General features: G+C 67.8%; 18 protein-coding genes. 11 read left to right on the top strand and 7 right to left on the bottom strand.

Features of this window, described 5'->3' with window-relative positions:
* The first annotated feature begins 29 nt into the window (after window positions 1-29).
* The 4 genes from B146_RS0120100 to B146_RS0120115 all read left to right on the top strand — a co-directional run bounded on the left by B146_RS0120100 (window position 30) and on the right by B146_RS0120115 (window position 4,236).
* Complete coding sequence (locus tag B146_RS0120100) at window positions 30-1,301, top strand: ABC transporter substrate-binding protein (RefSeq protein ID WP_026358791.1); 1,272 nt, start codon at window positions 30-32, stop codon at window positions 1,299-1,301.
* Window positions 1,302-1,371: 70 nt separating this feature from the next.
* Entirely contained in the window at window positions 1,372-2,307 is a 936-nt protein-coding gene (locus B146_RS0120105) for a carbohydrate ABC transporter permease (RefSeq protein ID WP_019998283.1), read from the top strand.
* Window positions 2,308-2,311: 4 nt separating this feature from the next.
* A complete protein-coding gene (locus B146_RS0120110) occupies window positions 2,312-3,145 on the top strand; it encodes a carbohydrate ABC transporter permease (protein WP_019998284.1) in 834 nt (277 codons plus the stop codon).
* Window positions 3,146-3,156: 11 nt separating this feature from the next.
* Window positions 3,157-4,236, top strand: a complete 1,080-nt coding sequence (locus B146_RS0120115; protein WP_019998285.1) for an ABC transporter ATP-binding protein — start codon at window positions 3,157-3,159, stop codon at window positions 4,234-4,236.
* A gap of 59 nt (window positions 4,237-4,295) precedes the next feature.
* On the opposite strand, the gene B146_RS0120120 is transcribed toward B146_RS0120115, so the two are convergent.
* The 5 genes from B146_RS0120120 to B146_RS0120140 all read right to left on the bottom strand — a co-directional run bounded on the left by B146_RS0120120 (window position 4,296) and on the right by B146_RS0120140 (window position 9,232).
* The gene (locus tag B146_RS0120120) at window positions 4,296-5,027 is read right to left on the bottom strand and encodes a copper homeostasis protein CutC (RefSeq protein ID WP_019998286.1); all 732 of its coding nucleotides are present in this window, start codon (window positions 5,025-5,027) and stop codon (window positions 4,296-4,298) included.
* Window positions 5,024-6,049: an SIS domain-containing protein gene (locus B146_RS0120125; protein ID WP_019998287.1), complete on the bottom strand. Its 1,026-nt coding sequence runs from the start codon at window positions 6,047-6,049 to the stop codon at window positions 5,024-5,026. The genes B146_RS0120120 and B146_RS0120125 overlap by 4 nt, the downstream gene beginning before the upstream one ends.
* Before the next feature lie 10 nt (window positions 6,050-6,059).
* Complete coding sequence (locus tag B146_RS0120130; RefSeq protein ID WP_019998288.1) at window positions 6,060-6,884, bottom strand: carbohydrate ABC transporter permease; 825 nt, start codon at window positions 6,882-6,884, stop codon at window positions 6,060-6,062.
* A gap of 1 nt (window position 6,885) precedes the next feature.
* Window positions 6,886-7,758 carry a carbohydrate ABC transporter permease gene (locus B146_RS0120135; RefSeq protein WP_019998289.1) on the bottom strand — a complete coding sequence of 291 codons (873 nt, stop codon included), beginning with the start codon at window positions 7,756-7,758 and terminating at the stop codon, window positions 6,886-6,888.
* A gap of 226 nt (window positions 7,759-7,984) precedes the next feature.
* Window positions 7,985-9,232, bottom strand: coding sequence for an ABC transporter substrate-binding protein (locus tag B146_RS0120140; protein WP_019998290.1), 1,248 nt, complete (start codon window positions 9,230-9,232; stop codon window positions 7,985-7,987).
* A gap of 190 nt (window positions 9,233-9,422) precedes the next feature.
* Between B146_RS0120140 and B146_RS0120145 the strand changes: the two genes are divergently transcribed.
* Genes B146_RS0120145 through B146_RS0120165 form a run of 5 tightly spaced genes read left to right on the top strand, consistent with a single transcriptional unit; the run spans window position 9,423 to window position 13,758 of the window.
* Window positions 9,423-10,187, top strand: coding sequence for an SDR family oxidoreductase (locus B146_RS0120145; protein WP_019998291.1), 765 nt, complete (start codon window positions 9,423-9,425; stop codon window positions 10,185-10,187).
* A 10-nt stretch (window positions 10,188-10,197) separates the two neighbouring features.
* A complete protein-coding gene (locus B146_RS0120150) occupies window positions 10,198-11,262 on the top strand; it encodes an ABC transporter ATP-binding protein (protein ID WP_019998292.1) in 1,065 nt (354 codons plus the stop codon).
* Window positions 11,259-12,182 (top strand): MurR/RpiR family transcriptional regulator, encoded by a 924-nt coding sequence (locus tag B146_RS0120155; protein WP_019998293.1) that lies wholly within the window; start codon window positions 11,259-11,261, stop codon window positions 12,180-12,182. Before B146_RS0120150 ends, B146_RS0120155 begins: the two co-directional genes overlap by 4 nt.
* Before the next feature lie 8 nt (window positions 12,183-12,190).
* Window positions 12,191-13,249 carry a D-TA family PLP-dependent enzyme gene (locus B146_RS0120160; RefSeq protein ID WP_019998294.1) on the top strand — a complete coding sequence of 353 codons (1,059 nt, stop codon included), beginning with the start codon at window positions 12,191-12,193 and terminating at the stop codon, window positions 13,247-13,249.
* Between the two features lie 11 nt (window positions 13,250-13,260).
* A complete protein-coding gene (locus B146_RS0120165; protein WP_019998295.1) occupies window positions 13,261-13,758 on the top strand; it encodes a hypothetical protein in 498 nt (165 codons plus the stop codon).
* 34 nt (window positions 13,759-13,792) lie between these two features.
* Here B146_RS0120165 and B146_RS0120170 read toward each other — a convergent pair whose 3' ends face one another.
* Window positions 13,793-14,839 carry an SDR family oxidoreductase gene (locus B146_RS0120170; RefSeq protein ID WP_019998296.1) on the bottom strand — a complete coding sequence of 349 codons (1,047 nt, stop codon included), beginning with the start codon at window positions 14,837-14,839 and terminating at the stop codon, window positions 13,793-13,795.
* Window positions 14,840-15,084: 245 nt separating this feature from the next.
* Between B146_RS0120170 and B146_RS0120175 the strand changes: the two genes are divergently transcribed.
* A complete protein-coding gene (locus tag B146_RS0120175; RefSeq protein WP_155897610.1) occupies window positions 15,085-15,807 on the top strand; it encodes a cytochrome c oxidase assembly protein in 723 nt (240 codons plus the stop codon).
* Window positions 15,804-16,310, top strand: coding sequence for a CopD family protein (locus B146_RS26795; RefSeq protein ID WP_019998298.1), 507 nt, complete (start codon window positions 15,804-15,806; stop codon window positions 16,308-16,310). The genes B146_RS0120175 and B146_RS26795 overlap by 4 nt, the downstream gene beginning before the upstream one ends.
* On the opposite strand, the gene B146_RS0120185 is transcribed toward B146_RS26795, so the two are convergent.
* A complete protein-coding gene (locus B146_RS0120185; RefSeq protein ID WP_019998299.1) occupies window positions 16,288-16,800 on the bottom strand; it encodes a DUF2231 domain-containing protein in 513 nt (170 codons plus the stop codon). The two genes, B146_RS26795 and B146_RS0120185, sit on opposite strands and share 23 nt — an antisense overlap.

Genomic DNA, 16,800 nt, shown 5'->3' on the forward strand with positions numbered 1-16,800 from the left:
ATCCATCCAACACGGGAGACACAGAAGACATGAAACGCACCATCCTCACCGCGTCCCTCGCCTCGTTTCTCCTGTCGGGAACGGCGATGGCCGACACGACGCTGAAGCTCGTCGAGGTCATCACCAGCCCGTCGCGCACCGAGACCTTGAAGGAGATCGTCGCGAAGTTCGAGCAGGCGAACCCCGGCACCAAGGTCGAGATCACCTCGCTGCCCTGGGGCGAAGCCTTCGAGAAGTTCGCGACCATGGTCTCGGCCGGCGAAACGCCCGACGTCATGGAAATGCCGGACACCTGGGTCGCGCTCTATGCCAAGAACGGCGCGCTGGAGAGCCTCGAGCCCTATCTCGCCAAGTGGCAGGGCACGGCCGATCTCAACGACCGCGCGCTGGAATTTGGCCGGCAGGTGGACGGCAAGACCGCCTATATGCTGCCCTACGGCTTCTATCTCGGCGCCATGTTCTACAACAAGAAGCTTTTCGCCGAGGCCGGCGTCGAAGGCCCGCCGCAGACCATCGCCGAGTTCCAGGCGGCCTCCGAGAAGGTCTCCAAGCTGCCTGGCAAGTACGGCTACTGCCTGCGCGGCGCGCGCGGCGGCCTGAACGACTGGACGGTGTTCATGAACGCCATCGCCGGCAACAACACCTTCTTCAAGGACGACGGCACGTCCACCTTCTCCGATCCGGACAAGGTGAAGGGCCTCGCCTGGTTCATCGACTACTACAAGAAGGGCCTCGCCCCGAAGGACTCCATCTCCTGGGGCTTCAACGAGACGGTGGCGGGCTTCTATTCCGGCACCTGCGCCATGCTGAACCAGGACCCGGACGCGCTGATCGCGATTTCCGAGCGCATGAAGCCGGAAGACTACGGCGTCGTGCCGCTGCCCAAGGGCGAGGCCGGCAAGGCGTTTCCGGTGATCGGCTATGCCGGCTGGTCGATGTTCCAGACCTCCGAGAACAAGGATCTGGCCTGGAAGCTGATCGAGACGCTGCAGGGCACCGAGGGCAACGTCGCCTGGAACAAGAAGACCGGCGCGCTGCCGGCGCTCAAATCCGCCGAGAACGATCCGTTCTATGCCGGCGACAAGTTCAAGGGCTGGTTCGACGAGCTGAAGGACGCCAACACCGTCCCGACCTCGCTGCCGAGCTATCTCGAGGAATTCGCCTTCTTCAAGGACAGCCTCGTGCCGGCCTCCTCGCAGCGCGCGCTGCTCGGCGAGATCACGCCGGAGGAAATGGCCCGGGAATGGGCCGACTACCTCACCACGGCCCAGCAGACCTACCTCGCCACCAAGGGCCAGTAACTCGCGTCGCGCGGCGGCGGCTTTCGCGCCGCCGCGCCTCCTTCACCCCTCCCCGAAGGGATGACCAGACTTGACCAGCACCGCCGCCAGCCTCGCCCCACCGAGGGACCGCCGCACGCCGGGCCAGCGCTTTCTCCAAGCCGCCGAACCCTATCTCTACAGCGCGCCGGCGCTGATCCTGATCCTGGCCGTGATGCTCGTGCCGCTCACGATCGGCGTGTCCTACGCCTTTCGCGACATGCGCCTGCTCAACCCGTTCAGCGGCGGCTTCGTGGGCCTGAAGCATTTCAACGCGCTCTGGACCGACCGCAATTTCTGGCTGGCGCTCCACAACACGCTGGTCTGGACGTCGGTCTCGGTGCTTCTTCAGTTCGTGCTCGGGCTGACGCTGGCGCTGCTTCTGAACCGGCCCTTCACGGGCCGCGGCCTCGCGCAGGCGCTCTGCTTCCTCCCCTGGGCCGTGCCGACCTTTCTCTCCGGCCTCAACTGGGCCTGGCTGTTTAATCCCGTGGTCGGTCCGATCCCGCATTGGCTGGTGGCGCTCGGGATCATGGACGCGCCGACCAACATCCTTGCTGATCCGAACCTCGCGCTGATCGGCCCGATCATCGCCAATGTCTGGTGGGGCATTCCCTTCTTCGCCATCACCATGCTGGCCGCGCTCCAGTCGATCCCGCGCGACATCTACGAGGCGGCCTCGATCGACGGCGCCAATCCCGTGCAGCAATTCTTCTCGATCACGCTGCCCTTCCTCGCGCCGACCATGGCGATCACCATTCTCCTGCGCACCGTCTGGGTCGCCAATTTTGCCGATCTCATCGTCGTCATGACGGGCGGGGGCCCGGCCGACCGGACGCAGATCGTGGCGAGCTACATCTTCACCACCGCCTTCCGGAAGCTCGATTTCGGCTATGCCTCGGCGATCTCGCTGGTGCTCTTGGCGCTTCTCCTCCTTTATTCCCTCGCGCTGGTGTCGCTGCGCCAGATGCTCCTGCGGAAGGGCTGACCCCATGCGCCGCGCCCTCCCCCTTGGCACGATCGCCCATCGCCTCGCGATCCTCGCCTTCATCGCCTTCGCGCTGTTTCCGCTCTTCTGGCTGGTGAAGGTCTCGGTGACGCCGAACGACCTCATGTATTCCGAGGGGGTCCGCCTATGGCCCTCGCGCACGAGCTTCGAGCATTTCCGCTTCGTTCTGGAGAACTCGAACTTCCCGCTCTTCTTCCGCAACAGCCTGATCGTGTCGCTCTCGACGGCGGCGATCGTGACCCTCATCGCGGCCTTCGGCGGCTATGCGTTCTCGCGCTTCGAGTTTCGCGGCAAGCTCTGGATGACGGGGCTCCTCTTGGTGACGCAGATGTTCCCGCTGGTCATGCTCATCGCGCCGATCTTCAAGATGCTCTCGCCGCTCGGCCTCACCAATTCGCTGACCGGCCTGATCGTCGTCTACACCGCCTTCAACGTGCCCTTCGCCATCTTCCTGATGCAGAGCTTCTTCGACGGCATTCCGAAGGATTTGGAAGAGGCCGCGCAGATCGACGGGGCGAGCCGGTTTCAGGCCTTTCGCGAGATCATCGTGCCGCTCACCCTGCCCGGCATGGCCGCGACGCTCGGCTTCGTCTTCACCGCCGCCTGGAGCGAGCTTCTCTTCGCGCTGATGCTCGTGTCGAAGGTGGACGCCTCCACCTTCCCGGTCGGGCTCCTGTCCTTCGTGTCGAAGTTCGGCGTCGATTTCGGGCAGATGATGGCGGCCGGCGTGCTCGCGCTCATCCCCGCCGTCCTGTTCTTCCTTCTCATCCAGCGTTTCCTCGTGCAGGGCCTGACGGCCGGCGCGGTCAAGGGCTGAAAGGTCTCGTCATGGCTGCCATCGACATCCGCTCCGTCCACAAGGCCTTTGGCCCGCTCACCATCCTGCGCTCGGTCGACCTCTCCATCCGCTCCGGCGAGTTCATCGTTCTGGTCGGCCCGTCCGGCTGCGGCAAGTCCACGCTTCTTCGCATGATCGCGGGCCTCGAAGAGGTGACGGGTGGCGAGATCGCCATTGCCGGCCAGCGCGTCAACGAACTGCCGCCGAAAGACCGGAACCTCGCCATGGTGTTCCAGTCCTACGCGCTCTACCCGCATATGAGCGTCGCCGGAAACATGAGCTACGCGCTTCGCCTCAAGAAGACGCCGAAGGAGCGCATCGCCTCGGCCGTCTCAGGCGCGGCCGAAAAGCTCGGCCTGTCGAAGCTGATCGACCGCCGCCCCAAGGCGCTGTCGGGCGGGCAGCGCCAGCGCGTTGCCATGGGCCGCGCCATCGTGCGCCAGCCGCAGGCGTTCCTGTTCGACGAGCCGCTCTCCAATCTGGACGCGCGCCTGCGCGAGCACATGCGCGCCGAGATCAAGAAGCTGCACCAGTCGCTGAACGCCACCTCGATCTACGTCACGCATGACCAGATCGAGGCGATGACGCTGGCTGACCGGATCGTCGCCATGGAAGGGGGCGAAATCCAGCAGATCGGTTCGCCGCTCGATCTCTACGAGCGCCCCGCCAATCGCTTCGTCGCCGGCTTCATCGGCTCNCCCGCCATGAACTTCCTGGAAGGGCGCGTGCGCCAGACGGGCGATGTGGCCTTTCTCGACCTTGGGGGGACGCGCCGCATTCCGCTTCCCTCGACCGTCGCGGTTCTCGACGGCACGCCGCTGACGCTCGGCGTGCGCCCCGAGCATGTCCTGATCGGCGCGGACGCGGCGGGTTCGAACCTCGAATGCCCGGTGGAACTCGTCGAGCCGACCGGCATGGGCACGATCGTCCATTGCGACCTGAACGGCATCGCGATGAAGGCCTTCGTGCCCGGCGTCAGTTCCTTGCGCGCCGGCGACACGGTGCCGCTGCGCCTGGCCGGCGATCATCTCCATCTCTTCGCCGCCGATGGCGGAGCTCGGTTGAACTGAAGCAGTTCCAGGCAAAGCGGATACGCTTTGACGTCGGATAATGCGACCAAATTAGAGAGTTAAAGCAAGGCCTTCAGCGCGCGCACCACCGCCTCGTCGGTGCGCCGCTCGCCGGCATCGCAAAACCCGAGCCGCTCGGCCGCGGGGCTGCGCACGGGAACCGGCAGCGCGCAGGAGGCGTGGACCTCCACGATCGGCAGGCGCGAGAGAAGCGCCGGCAGCGTCTGGGGCGTGATGCCCGATCCCGGCATCACGGTAATGCGCCCTTCCGCGCGCTCCATCAGCCGGGCGAGCACGGGCAGGCCCTCCGGCGCCGTGCGCGCGCCGCCCGAGGTCAGCACCCGCTCGAAGCCGAGCCGGATCGCCTCTTCCAGCGCCGCCTCGAAAGCCGGTCCCGCCAAATCGAAGGCGCGGTGCAGCGTCGTGCCGAGCCCGTCCGCCGCCCGCAGGAGCCGTTCCAGAAGCCGGAGATCGAGCCGCCCGTCGGCGCGACCCGCCCCCAGCACCACGCCCGCCAGCCCTGCCTCCCGGACGGCGGCGATGTCGCGCACCATGAGGTCCGCCTCGCGCGGCGAAAAGCAGAAGTCGCCGGCGCGCGGGCGGATCATCGCATAGGCGGGAACCGGCAGCGCGCGCGCCAGTCGCATGAAGCCAAGCGAGGGCGTCAGCCCGCCGAGCGCCAGCGCCGAGCACAATTCGATGCGATCGGCCCCGCCCCGGATCGCGGCCTCCAGGCCCGCCGGATCGTCCACGCAGACCTCGAGGCGGCGCACCTCTCCCGCACCGATCACAGCGTTTCCGTGACCTTGCGCAGCTTGGCGGGGCGATCGGGGTCGTGGCCGCGTCGGCGCGCCAGCGCTTCGGCCATGGAATAGAAGGCGGCGATCATCGGGATCGGGTCGGTCAGCCCATGGCCGGTCGCGACGCAGGGCAAGTCGCGCCCCTCGCCGACCGACAGAACCGTGCCGCCGAAGCCGCGCAGCCGCTCCAGCGATTCAAGCGTCGAAGCCGCCGCCGCATCCTCCGGCACGAAGGCCAGAACCGGCACGTCCGGCCCGACGATCTGCATCGGACCGTGCGCGACTTCGGCCGCCGAGAAGGCTTCGGCATGGAGCCCGGCGGTTTCCTTGCATTTCAGCGCCGCTTCCAGCGCGATGGCGAAGGCCGGGCCGCGACCGACCGTGAACAGCGAGCGGGCTTCCGTCAGTTGCTCCAGCGCCGGCGTCCAGTCCATCCGCGCGCTGCGCGAGATCGCGGCCGGCAGATCGCGCACCGCGCGCTCCAGGGCCTCGTCGCCGCTCCAGACCGCCGTGATGGCGGCGGCCGCCGCGACCGAGGCGATGAAGCTTTTGGTCGCCGCGACGCTGCGCTCCTCGCCGGCATGAAGCGGAATCACGATGTCGGCGCCCTCGGCCAGCGGCGAGTCGGTGACGTTCAGAAGTGCGACCGCCAGCGCGCCGCCGCGCCGGGCATTGGCCTGGAGCGCCAGGATGTCCGGGCTCTGGCCCGACTGCGAAATGGTGAGAACGACGCCGCCCGGCAGGCGCAACTGCGCGCCGTAGACCGAGGCGATGGAGGGGCCGACCGATGCGACCGGCAGGCCGCAGGACATTTCCACCGCGTATTTCAGATAGCTCGCCGCATGGTCCGACGAGCCGCGCGCGCAGGTGACGATGGCAGCCGGCGGCATCATGCGCAAGCGCCGGCCGAGATCGGCGATGGCTTGGCCTTCCCGCTCCAGAAGCCGCGCGACGACCTCCGCCGCTTCCTCGGTCTCACGCCGCATGAGGGTGATGGTCGCCGCCTCGCTCATCGTCTTGTCCTCACTTCACCGCTCCGACCGACAATCCGCGCACGAGATAGCGTTGCAGCCAGGCGAAGGCGATGGCCACGGGAATGGTCGCGACGAAGGTCGCCGCCATGACATGGTGCCATTCCACCGTGTAGCGCCCCGCCACCAGCGAGAAGATCTGGATCGGCAGCGTGTAGCTGTCCTGCGTGCGCAGCATGGTCAGCGCGATCACGAACTCGTTCCAGGCGTTGATGAAGGCGAAGATCGCCGTGACCACGATGGCCGGCACGGCAAGCGGCAGGAAGACCGAGACCAGCGTTCGCCAGCGGCTCGCGCCTTCCATCCAGGCCGCTTCCTCGAGATCGCGCGGGATGGTCGCGAAATAGCTCTGGAGCATCCAGACCGTGAAGGCGATGTTGAACGCGCCGTAGACGAAGGCGACCGCGCTCACATTGTCGATCAGCCCGGCCCAGGCCACGAGCCGGAACAGGCCGATGACGAGCACGATGGGCGAGAGCATCTGCGTCACGATCAAAAAGACCCGGAACGCCCCCTGCCCGGCGAAGCGGAACCGGCCGAGCGCATAGGCCGCCGGGATCGAGACCACGAGCGCGACCAGCGTCGAGACCACAGAGACGATCAGCGAATTCAGGAGCGCCGGCCCGAAATTCGTCGCCTGCCACATGGTCACGAAATTCTCGAAGGCGAGCCGCGAGGGCCACCAGGTCGGGTTCAGCACCTCGTCCGGCGTCTTCAGCGCCGTGATCGCCATGACCGCGAAGGGAAACAGGCCCGCCACGACGAAAGGCAGGAGGATCAGCCAGCAGACGAGGCTGCGCTTCAGCTTCGAGCCCATCTCACGCCTCCCGCCGCATCGACAGCCGGACATAGATCAGCGTGAACACGAGCAGGATCGCGAACATCACCAGCGACACGGCCGAGGCCTCGCCGAGCTTTCCGAGCCGGAAGCCCATCTTGTAGAGATAGGTGACGAGAATATCGGTCGAATTGGCCGGCCCGCCCTGCGTCGTCGCCCAGATGATCGGGAAGGAGTTGAACACGTAGATCGTGTTCAGGATCATCGCGATATTCAGGAAAGGCTTCAGCAAGGGAAGCGTGATCGTGCGGAACATCGTCCAGCGCCCCGCCCCCTCCAGCGCCGCCGCCTCGTAGAGATCGTCGGGGATCGCCGACAATCCGCCGAGCAGGATCGTCACCGTGAAGGGCACGGTCACGATGATGGCGATGAAGATCTGCATGGGGAAAGCGGTGGACGCATCCGCCAGCCACTGGATGTTGGTGCCGATGATCCCCAGGCCCATCAGCGCCGAATTCAACATGCCGCTTTCGCCCGACAGCGCCCAGCGCCAGACGATGGCCGTCATCGTCAGCGACACCGCCCAGGGCAGCATGACCAGCACCCGCGCCAGCCCGCGCCCGTGAAAATCCTCGTTCAAGACCAGCGACACCGGGATCGCCGTCAACAAGGCGCCGCCGACCACGCACACCGTCCAGACCAGCGTTCGCCAGAGGCTGGCGATGAAGTTCGGGTCGTTCCACAGCGCCTCGAAATTCGCCAGCCCGACGAAATCGCGCAATTGCCCGAAGCGGTTCACGCTGTGGCTCGCGATCTCCGACAGTTCCACGATCGGCCACACGACGATCGCCAAGGCCAGCAGGAGGCTCGGCGCGATCATCAGATAGGGCAAGACGGGCCGCTCGGCGGTCATGGGCGATCCTTGAGGCTGTGGGCATGAGACTGGCGGGGCTGCCGCCCCGTGCCCCGCCCGGGGCCTGACGCCCCGGAGCCCCCGCTTTCCTTTGGGACCTTTTCCGAGATCGGGCGGGGCCAGCGGCCCCGCCCGATCTCGGACACATGCTCAAAAGAAAATGGGGTCCAGGGGCCTCGGCCCTTGGCAGGGGGTGCGGGGGACCGCGTCCCCCGCGATCACACACCTACTGCTTCAAGATCGCGTCCGCCTTTTCGGCGGCGGCCTTCAGCGCGGGCTCGACCTCTTCCTTGCCGAGATAGATGCTCTGGAGGGCGTTGGAGGTGAGGTCGGCGATTTCCTCCCAGCCGGGGATGACGGGCGCGAAGCGGGCGTCCGGCAGGAGGCTGGTGAAGACCTTGAGATCGGCGCTGTCGGTGAAGTGCTTGTCCTCGGCCTCTTCCTTCTCGACGGGCAGGAAGCCTTCGTTGACGGTGAAGGCGACGCGCTGCGGGGTCTGGAACAGGTAGTCGAGGAATTGGAAGGCCTCGTCCTTGTTCTTGGAGTTCTGGAACAGGATGATCGAATCGGTCACGCCATAGGTGCCCTTGTCGCCGGTCGGGCCGGCCGGGATGGCGGTGACGCCGTATTGGAGGTTCGGCGCCTCGTCGCGGATCTGGTTGGACAGGAAGGGCGCGGTGATGACCATGCCGAGCTTGCCCTGCTTGAAGAGGTTCTGCACGTCCTCGCGCGAATAGGACGTGACGCCCGGCTGGGTCGCCTTCTCGTCGATCATGCGCTTGTAGAGCTTGGCGGCCTCGGCGGCTTCAGGCGAGGACAGGCCGGATTTGCCGTCCTTCACGATCTCCGATCCGTAGGACCACATGCCGTAATAGTAATAGACGTCGGTCTCGATTTCCTTGCCCTGCAGGCCGAACCCGTAGACGCCATCACCGAGCGCGGAAATCTTCTTGGCGGCCTCCTCCAGTTCAGCCCAGGTCTTGGGCGCCTCGGCGACGCCGGCCTTCTGGAAGAGGTCCTTGTTGTAATACATGGCGCGGGCCGAGGCCGCGATCGGCAGGCCGTAGGTCTTGCCCTCCATCACGGAAGGGGTGAGGAAGGTCGGGATGAAGCGGTCCTTGAAGGCCTGGTCCATGTAGCCGTCGAGCGGCTCGGCGATGCCTTGGCTCACGAAGTCGAGGAGCCAGCGGGTGCCGATGATGGAGAGATCGGAATTGGTGCCGGCCGAGATGTCGGTGGTCAGCTTCTGCTGCAGGCTGTCCCAGGGCACGACCTCGATCTGGATGTCGGTGCCGGGATGGGCGGCTTCGAAGTCCTTGGCGACCTTCTCGAAATAGGGGCCGGTCTTGGCGGAATATTCGGCCACCGTGACGCGCACGGTGCCGGCCTCGGCCGCTGCGGACAGCGCCAGAAGCGCGACGCCGGAAAGAGCGAGGCGCGCGGCGCGCGGGGTCCAATGGGATGCGATGCGCATGGGAAACCGATCCTCCTTCGCGGCGCGGACCGATCGTTCGGTTCCCCTGCCGATGACGAAACGGGGCGATGGTTTCCCATGTAAAAAATTTTCGCAAGCCCATTCGTTAGGCATCTCATTCAGTTTTTCCCGTTGCTTTTTTTCATTTTGGCGAACAGCATCACGCCGAACGATCCAAATCCGGACCGCCATGTCGAACGCCTCCTCTCCCCTCGTTCTCATCACCGGCGCCGGCGGCGGCATCGGCGCGGCGCTCATCGCGCGCTTCGGCGAGGCCGGCGCGCGGCTGGTCCTGTGCGATCTCGACGGGCCGGCGCTGGAGCGGATCGACCATCCGGCGGTGACGCTCCGGCTCGCCTTCGACCTTGCCGACCCCGCCGCCTGCCGGGACGCGGCGGAGCGGGTGATGGAGGAAGCGGGCCTGCCCGATGTCTTCGTCTCGAACGCCGGCTGGACGCGGGCCGAAACGCTGGCGACGACGGACGACGCGGCGTGGCGGCACGAGCTGACCGTGAACCTCACCGGCCCGCGCGATCTGGCGACGCCGATCCTGGCGGCCATGCGCGCGCGGGGCTCGGGCGCCTTCGTCTTCGTGTCCTCCGTCAACGCGCTCGGGCATTACGGCAACCCCGCCTATGCCGCCGCCAAGGCCGGGCTTCTCGCCTATATGCGCGCCATCGCCGTGGAAGCGGGGCCGGACGGGGTGCGGGCCAATGCCGTCTGCCCCGGCTCGGTGCGCACGCCGGCCTGGGACCATCGCTTCGCCGAGAAGCCCGATCTTCTGGGGCGCATCGCGCCGCTTTATCCGCTGCGCCGCATGGTGACCCCTCGGGAAGTGGCGGAGGCCGTGGCCTTCCTCGCCTCGCCCGCCGCCTCGGGCATCACCGGCGTCGCCCTGCCCGTGGACGCCGGGCTCGGCGCCGGCAACCCGCCCTTCGTCGAGGCCATTTCCTAAAGGAGGCCGCGTGGCCGAACTCAGCCTTCACGCCCTCAAGAAGCGTTACGGACCGCTCGACATCCTGCACGGGCTCGATCTCGACGTGCGCGACGGCGAGTTCATCGTCCTCGTCGGCCCGTCCGGCTGCGGAAAGTCGACCCTCTTGCGCATGATCGCCGGGCTCGACACGGTGACGTCGGGCGAGCTTCGCATCGGCGGCAAGCGCGCCAACGACATCGCGCCCCAGAAGCGCAACATCGCGATGGTGTTCCAGTCCTACGCGCTGTTTCCGCATATGAGCGTGCGCGAGAACATCCTCTACGGTCCGAAGGTGCGCGGCGACGATCCCAAGCGTACGGAGGAAAGGCTCAAGAAGGCCGCCGACATCCTCAATCTCGGCCCCTATCTCGACCGCAAGCCGGCGCAGCTCTCGGGCGGCCAGCGCCAGCGCGTCGCCATGGGCCGCGCCATCATGCGCGAGCCGGACCTTTTCCTGTTCGACGAGCCGCTCTCCAATCTCGACGCGCAATTGCGGATGCAGATGCGCACCGAGATCAAGGCGCTGCACCAGACGCTCGGCTCCACCATCGTCTATGTCACGCACGACCAGATCGAGGCCATGACCATGGCGGACCGGATCGTGGTGATGAATGCCGGACGGATCGAGCAGGTCGGCGCGCCGCTGGAGCTTTACGACCGGCCGGCCAATGTCTTCGTCGCCGGCTTTCTCGGCTCGCCGCCGATGAACCTCCTGCCGGCGCGGCGCGGGGCCGACGGGCGGCTCGCGATGCCGGACGGCACCGCCCTGCCGCTTCCGGCGCCCGATGGCGGGGAGTTCCTCGTCGGCGTGCGGCCCGAGCGGTTCCGCCGCGCGGAGACGGGCGGCCTGCCCCTGCGGGTCGGCGTGGTGGAGCCGACGGGCGCCGAAACGCATGTCTTCGGCACGATCGGCGAAACGCCGGTGCGCGTCGTCCTTGCCGAGCGGATCGCGGCGCAGCGCGGCGATCTCCTGCCGCTCGCCGTTTCGCCCGAGCATTGTCACCTCTTCGAGGCAGCGAGCGGGCGGCGCGTCGAGCGAGCCCTGGCGGCGTGACAGCAAGCCAACCCAAGGCACCGGCCCGCCGAGGCGCGGGCGCGCCCGGCTTCGACGTCATCGCGCGGCTGCGCGATCTGGCCGAGACGGGCTCGAAGCTCGAAAAGCGCCTCGCGGCCTTCGTGCTCGCCCATTCGCGCCTCGCCTCCACCGGCTCCATCGCAGAGATCGCCGAGCGCTGCGGCACGTCGGAGCCGACCGTGACGCGCTTTGCGAGGGCGCTCGGCTGCACCGGCACAGCGGATTTCAAGTTCCGGCTGGCGCAGGCGCTGGCGCGGGGAGAGGCCTATCTCGGCGCGGACGCAGAAGCGCCGGCGCCCGAGCGCGGCCATGCGCTGGAGGTCGTGTGCGACGGCGCGGCCGGGGCGCTCGCGCGGGTGCGCAGCGGGCTCGACGCCGAAACCGTGGAGCGCATGGCGCTGCGCCTCGCCAACAGCCGCCGCATTCTCGCGCTCGGCTCGGGCGGCACCTCGTCCATGATGGCGCGCGAATTGGAGAACCGACTGTTTCGGCTGGGACTCGATATCCGCTCGGAATCCGACGGGCAGATGCAGCGCATGCTCGCCAGCGTCGCCGGTCCGGGCACGGTGGTTCTGGCGCTCTCGGTGTCCGGCCATGGGCGCAGCGTCGTGGAAGCGGCGGCGATCGCGCGTGGCTACGGCGCGGACACGCTCGCCATCACCGCGCCGGGCTCGCCCCTGGCGGCCGGCGCCGACGCCGCGCTCCTCCTGCCCTCTTGCGAGGACAACAATCTCTACAAGCCGAGTTCGGGCCGCTACGCCTTTCTGGCGCTGGTCGACATTCTCGCGCTCGCCACCGCGCAGGCGATCGGGCCGCGCTTGTTCGAGGGGTTGCGGCGCATTCGCCAGAACCTCAACACCCATGCCGCGCCCGACCCGGCGCTGCCGATCGGAGACTGAAAGACCCCATGACGCTCGACGATATCGACACGCCCGCCGTTCTGATCGACGTGGCGAAGGCCGAAGCGAACCTGAAGCGCGCGCAGGACTATGCCGACCAGAACGGGCTGACGCTGCGCCCCCACATCAAGACGCACAAGCTCGTGCGCTTCGCTCGAAGGCAGGTGGAACTCGGCGCGGCCGGCATCACCTGCCAGAAGATCGGCGAGGCCGAGGTCATGGCCGATGGCGGCATCACCGACATTCTCCTGCCCTACAACATTCTCGGCGCCTCGAAGCTCGAGCGCCTCAAGGCGCTGGCGCGGCGCGTGACGCTGAAGGTGACGGCCGACAGCGAGGCGACCATAGCGGGCTACTCCGAGGCCTTCCGCAGCGAGGCCGAGCCGCTGACGGTTCTCGTGGAATGCGACACGGGCGGCGGGCGCTGCGGCGTCCAGAGCGCGGAAGCGGCGGTGGCGCTGGCGAAATCGATCGATGCCGCCGAGGGCCTGCGCTTCGGCGGCCTCATGACCTATCCGGCCAAGGGCGGCACGGCGGCGAGCAACCGCTGGCTCGCCGAGGCACGGCGGCAGCTGGAAGCCGCCGGCCTCTCGCCCGCGCTGGTGACGACCGGCGGCACGCCCGATCTCTGGCGCGCGGCGGAGGTCAGCGCGGCCAACGAATACCGGCCGGGGACCTACATCTATCTCGACCGCTTTCAGGTGGCGGAAGGCGTCGGCTCAATCGAGGATTGCGCGCTCACGGTGCTCGCCACCGTCGTCTCGCGCCCGACAGAAACCCGCGCCATTCTCGACACCGGCTCCAAGGCCCTGACCTCCGACCTTCTGGGAATGCCCGATTACGGGCTGGTTCTGGAATACCCGGACGCCAAGCTCGTCGGCCTGTCGGAAGAGCACGGCACGCTGGATCTGACGGGCAGCGCGAGAAAGCCCGAGGTCGGGGAGCGCGTGCGCATCCTGCCCAACCATTGCTGCCCCGTCACCAATCTCTTCGACGAGGTCGTGCTCGTTCACCCCGGCGGCGAGACGGAGATCGTGCCCGTCGACGCGCGCGGCCGGCTGCGCTGAAGGATCGTCCCATGCTCCCGACCGACAATCCCTTCCCGCCCGGCGACACCGACCGCCACGCGCTCTGGCAGATGCTGGTGGAACGCGACATCGACGCGTTTCTCGCCGCCGACTGGGCGATGGTGGACGGCGACTTCGCCCATGACCGCTTCTTCGGCCTTCACGCGCACAAGTCGGAAATTCCCGATTCGTGGCGCCTCGCCTTTCCGACGCTCCAATCCTATCGCGACGAGTGGCTGCGGCAGGCCGAGGCCGCCAAGCTGACGCGCTATGCCGAGCCGGTGCGCGAGGCGCTGTTCCGCGCGACGAACCTGCGCGACATCGACATTTCGGGCGACCGGGCCGTGGCGCACAAGAAGTTCGACGGCACGGTGGCGCTGGAGGGCGGCGGCGTCGAGGTCCTGAGCTGGCAGACGCTCTATTTCGCGAGCCGCATCGACGGCGCGTGGAAGCTGACGGGCTTCGTCGGCTACATGCCCTTCCCGCTCGGCCGCGCGCGCTCCGCGTAAGACAATGGGGCGGCCCGCGAGCCGCCCCTTTTCGTCAGGGCTGGCCGCTGCCGCCGGCCGAGCCGTAGACCTGCCCCGTCGCGAAGCTCGATTCCTGCGAGGCGAGAAGCACGTAGATGCCGGCGATCTCGGCCGGCTGGCCGGGGCGGCCGAGCGGCGCGTCGGCGCCGAAGCTCACGAGATTCTCCTGCGACTGCCCGCCCGAGGGCTGGAGCGGCGTCCAATAGGGGCCGGGCGCGACGGCGTTGACGCGGATGCCCTTCGGCCCGAGCTGCTTGGCGAGCGATTTGGCGAAGGCGACGTTGGACGCCTTGGTCTGCGCATAGTCGAAAAGCTCGGCCGAGGGGTCGTAGGCCTGCACCGAGGCGGTGATGATGATCGACGCGCCGGGCTTCAAGTGCTGGAGCGCCGCCTTGGTGATCCAGAAGGGCGCATAGACATTGACCTTGAAGGTCTGGTCGAACTGCTCGGTCGAGACATCCTCGAGATCAGGCGTGAAGACCTGCTTGCCGGCATTGTTGACGAGAATGTCGAGCCCGCCGAGTTCGCTCGCCGCGCGCTCCACCATCTCGCGGCAGAAGCTCTCGTTCGAAATGTCGCCGGGAAGGGCGACCGCCTTGCGCCCTTCGGCCTCGATCAGCTGGATCACCTCCTGCGCGTCGCTTTCCTCCACCGGCAGATAGCCGATGGCGACATCGGCGCCTTCGCGCGCATAGGCGATCGCCGCCGCGCGGCCGATGCCGCTGTCGCCGCCCGTGATCAGCGCCTTGCGCCCCGCGAGCCGGCCGGAGCCGCGATAGCTCGTCTCCCCGTGGTCGGGGCGGGGGTTCATGGCCGAAGCGAGGCCCGGCGCGTCCTGCGGCTGGCGCTCGAAGGGCGGCTGCGGATAGGCCTTGGTCGGGTCCTGCATGGTGAGGAGCCTGGAGCGCTCGCCGGACGCGGCGCCCGTGCCCCCGTTCCCGCTCGCGCCCCCACTCTCTTGCGCGAAGGCCGGCGTTCCCACCGCCGCCGCGACGAGGCCGGTGGTGAGGCCCCCCACGATCTGACGGCGGGAGGGACCGGAGCTTTTGAAATCTTGCATGATGGGCCTTTCGCATGGGGCGCGCGCCGTCGCGTCGTCGCGAACGCGCCGCCCGTCCCCTTCGCAATCCCGCCTCGGGGCCATGGTTCCGGCGCGCGGGACCGGAGTTCCGGTCACGCCTTCGCGAGGTGGGGCGTTGCGGCGCGTCAGACATTGCCGGGGCAGCGCACCGCCTTACCCTTGGGATGACGGGTCTTGCCGCCTGTTCCCACGAACCGTTTTCTTGAAGGTTGGATCGCGCCGCCGTGACCATTCCCTATTGCGGCGCCCCGCCGACCCCGAACGAACTCCTGTCGAGCTGGAACCTCGATCCGGCGGTCCTGACGCTGCTCGGGCTGGCGCTCCTTTTCGGCGAGCGGCGGTTGACGGGCGCGCCCCGGACCTGGCACCGGCTCGCCATCGCGAGCCTCGTCCTCGCCTTCGTCTCGCCGCTCTGCGCCCTGTCCTCGGCGCTGTTCTCGGCGCGGATCGCCCATCATCTCCTTCTGATTTCGCTCGCCGCCCCGCTTCTGGCGCTCGCCTGGCCGCAGCGGCGCGCCCTTCCCGTTCTCGGCCTGTCCGTGCTGGCGCTCGTCCATGTCGTTCTGGTCTGGGTCTGGCACGCGCCCGCGCCCTATGCCCTCGCGCTCGGCAGCGACGCGATCTACTGGCTGATGGAAATCTCGCTGCTCGGCTCGGCCGTGCTTCTGTGGCGCGGGCTGCTCGCGCCGGGCGCATCCCTGATGCGCGTTCTCCTCGTGCATCTCGGCATCGTCGCGCAGATGGGGCTTCTCGGCGCGCTCATCACCTTCGCGCCCGCGCCGCTCTACGCGCCGCATTTCCTTTCCACCCTGCCCTTCGGCCTGTCGGCGCTGGAGGACCAGCAGCTCGCCGGGCTTCTCATGTGGGTGCCCGCGAACCTGCCCTATCTCCTCGCCGCGCTTCTGGCGCTCGGTGCCCATCTGAAGGCCGAGGAGCGCGCGGCGTGATCCTCGTCTGGACCAAGGCCCTTCACATCGCGACGATGGTGATCTGGTGCGGCGGGCTCCTGCTTCTGCCCGTCCTGATGAACCAGCGCGAGGCGGCCGGCGCCGGGCCGCCGCTGCACCGGCTCCATGCCTTCACGCGCTTTGCCTATATCGTCGTGATCTCGCCGGCGGCGTTTCTCGCCATCGCGTCCGGCACGGCGCTGATCCTCCTGCGCGAGGTCTTCACCGTCTGGTTCGCGCTGAAGCTTCTGTTCGTCGGCGTCCTCACCGGGCTTCATGTCTGGACGGGGCTGGTGATCCTGTCGCTCTTCGACGACGACAAGCACTTCCGGGCCTGGCGCATGGTGTCCGCGCTCGTCGTCCTGTCGCTGACGCTGACCGCCATTCTCTGGCTGGTGCTCGCCAAGCCGGCGGTCGATCTCGCCCTCGTGCCGGACCTGTTCCAGCGACCCGGCGCGCTCGGCGAGTTCGGCCGCGACCTCATTCGTCGTCTGACACCATGATGCCGACGCCATGATGCAGGATCAGCTTCCCCCCGTGCCAGCCCGCGAGCCCCGTCAGCGCCGCGCCGAGAACCGACAGGAACAGGCCGAGCGGCAGGACGGCGTCGGGCTGCGTCAGCCGCAGACCCCAGTTCATGCCCAAGACGGAAATCAGCGCCATGGCGGCGATCGCATGGGTCCAGCTTGCGGCCCGCGCGCGGATGCCCGGCACGAAGATCAGCTCCATCGTGCCGACGAGCCCCGCGCCGACGCCGGTGAGGAAGGCGAAGCCCGCCGCCCAGAGGCCGCAGCGCACCCAGAACGCATCGGCCGACCACCAGTAGAAGACGTCGCAGCCGAGCGTCGCGATGGCGAGGGCGATGGGAAAATGCACGGCCATGGCGTGAATCGGATGACCCGCGACCGCGATGGCGGAGGAAATGTCCTTTTCCGTCACCTTGCTGATGACGGGGCTGACGCTGGCACGCGAGGACGAGTTCGCTTGGGACAT

The organism is Aureimonas ureilytica DSM 18598 = NBRC 106430 (genome assembly GCF_000382705.1).
GTDB classification, from domain to species: Bacteria; Pseudomonadota; Alphaproteobacteria; order Rhizobiales; family Rhizobiaceae; genus Aureimonas; species Aureimonas ureilytica.

What these genes read in the sequence shown, in the direction of transcription:
- B146_RS0120170 (WP_019998296.1), bottom strand. Translation starts at nt 14,839, where the DNA reads ATGCAAGATTTCAAAAGCTCCGGTCCCTCCCGCCGTCAGATCGTGGGG.
- B146_RS0120110 (WP_019998284.1), top strand. Translation starts at nt 2,312, where the DNA reads ATGCGCCGCGCCCTCCCCCTTGGCACGATCGCCCATCGCCTCGCGATC.
- B146_RS0120130 (WP_019998288.1), bottom strand. Translation starts at nt 6,884, where the DNA reads ATGGGCTCGAAGCTGAAGCGCAGCCTCGTCTGCTGGCTGATCCTCCTG.
- B146_RS0120160 (WP_019998294.1), top strand. Translation starts at nt 12,191, where the DNA reads ATGACGCTCGACGATATCGACACGCCCGCCGTTCTGATCGACGTGGCG.
- B146_RS0120100 (WP_026358791.1), top strand. Translation starts at nt 30, where the DNA reads ATGAAACGCACCATCCTCACCGCGTCCCTCGCCTCGTTTCTCCTGTCG.
- B146_RS0120145 (WP_019998291.1), top strand. Translation starts at nt 9,423, where the DNA reads ATGTCGAACGCCTCCTCTCCCCTCGTTCTCATCACCGGCGCCGGCGGC.
- B146_RS0120185 (WP_019998299.1), bottom strand. Translation starts at nt 16,800, where the DNA reads ATGTCCCAAGCGAACTCGTCCTCGCGTGCCAGCGTCAGCCCCGTCATC.
- B146_RS0120125 (WP_019998287.1), bottom strand. Translation starts at nt 6,049, where the DNA reads ATGAGCGAGGCGGCGACCATCACCCTCATGCGGCGTGAGACCGAGGAA.
- B146_RS0120140 (WP_019998290.1), bottom strand. Translation starts at nt 9,232, where the DNA reads ATGCGCATCGCATCCCATTGGACCCCGCGCGCCGCGCGCCTCGCTCTT.
- B146_RS0120165 (WP_019998295.1), top strand. Translation starts at nt 13,261, where the DNA reads ATGCTCCCGACCGACAATCCCTTCCCGCCCGGCGACACCGACCGCCAC.
- B146_RS0120135 (WP_019998289.1), bottom strand. Translation starts at nt 7,758, where the DNA reads ATGACCGCCGAGCGGCCCGTCTTGCCCTATCTGATGATCGCGCCGAGC.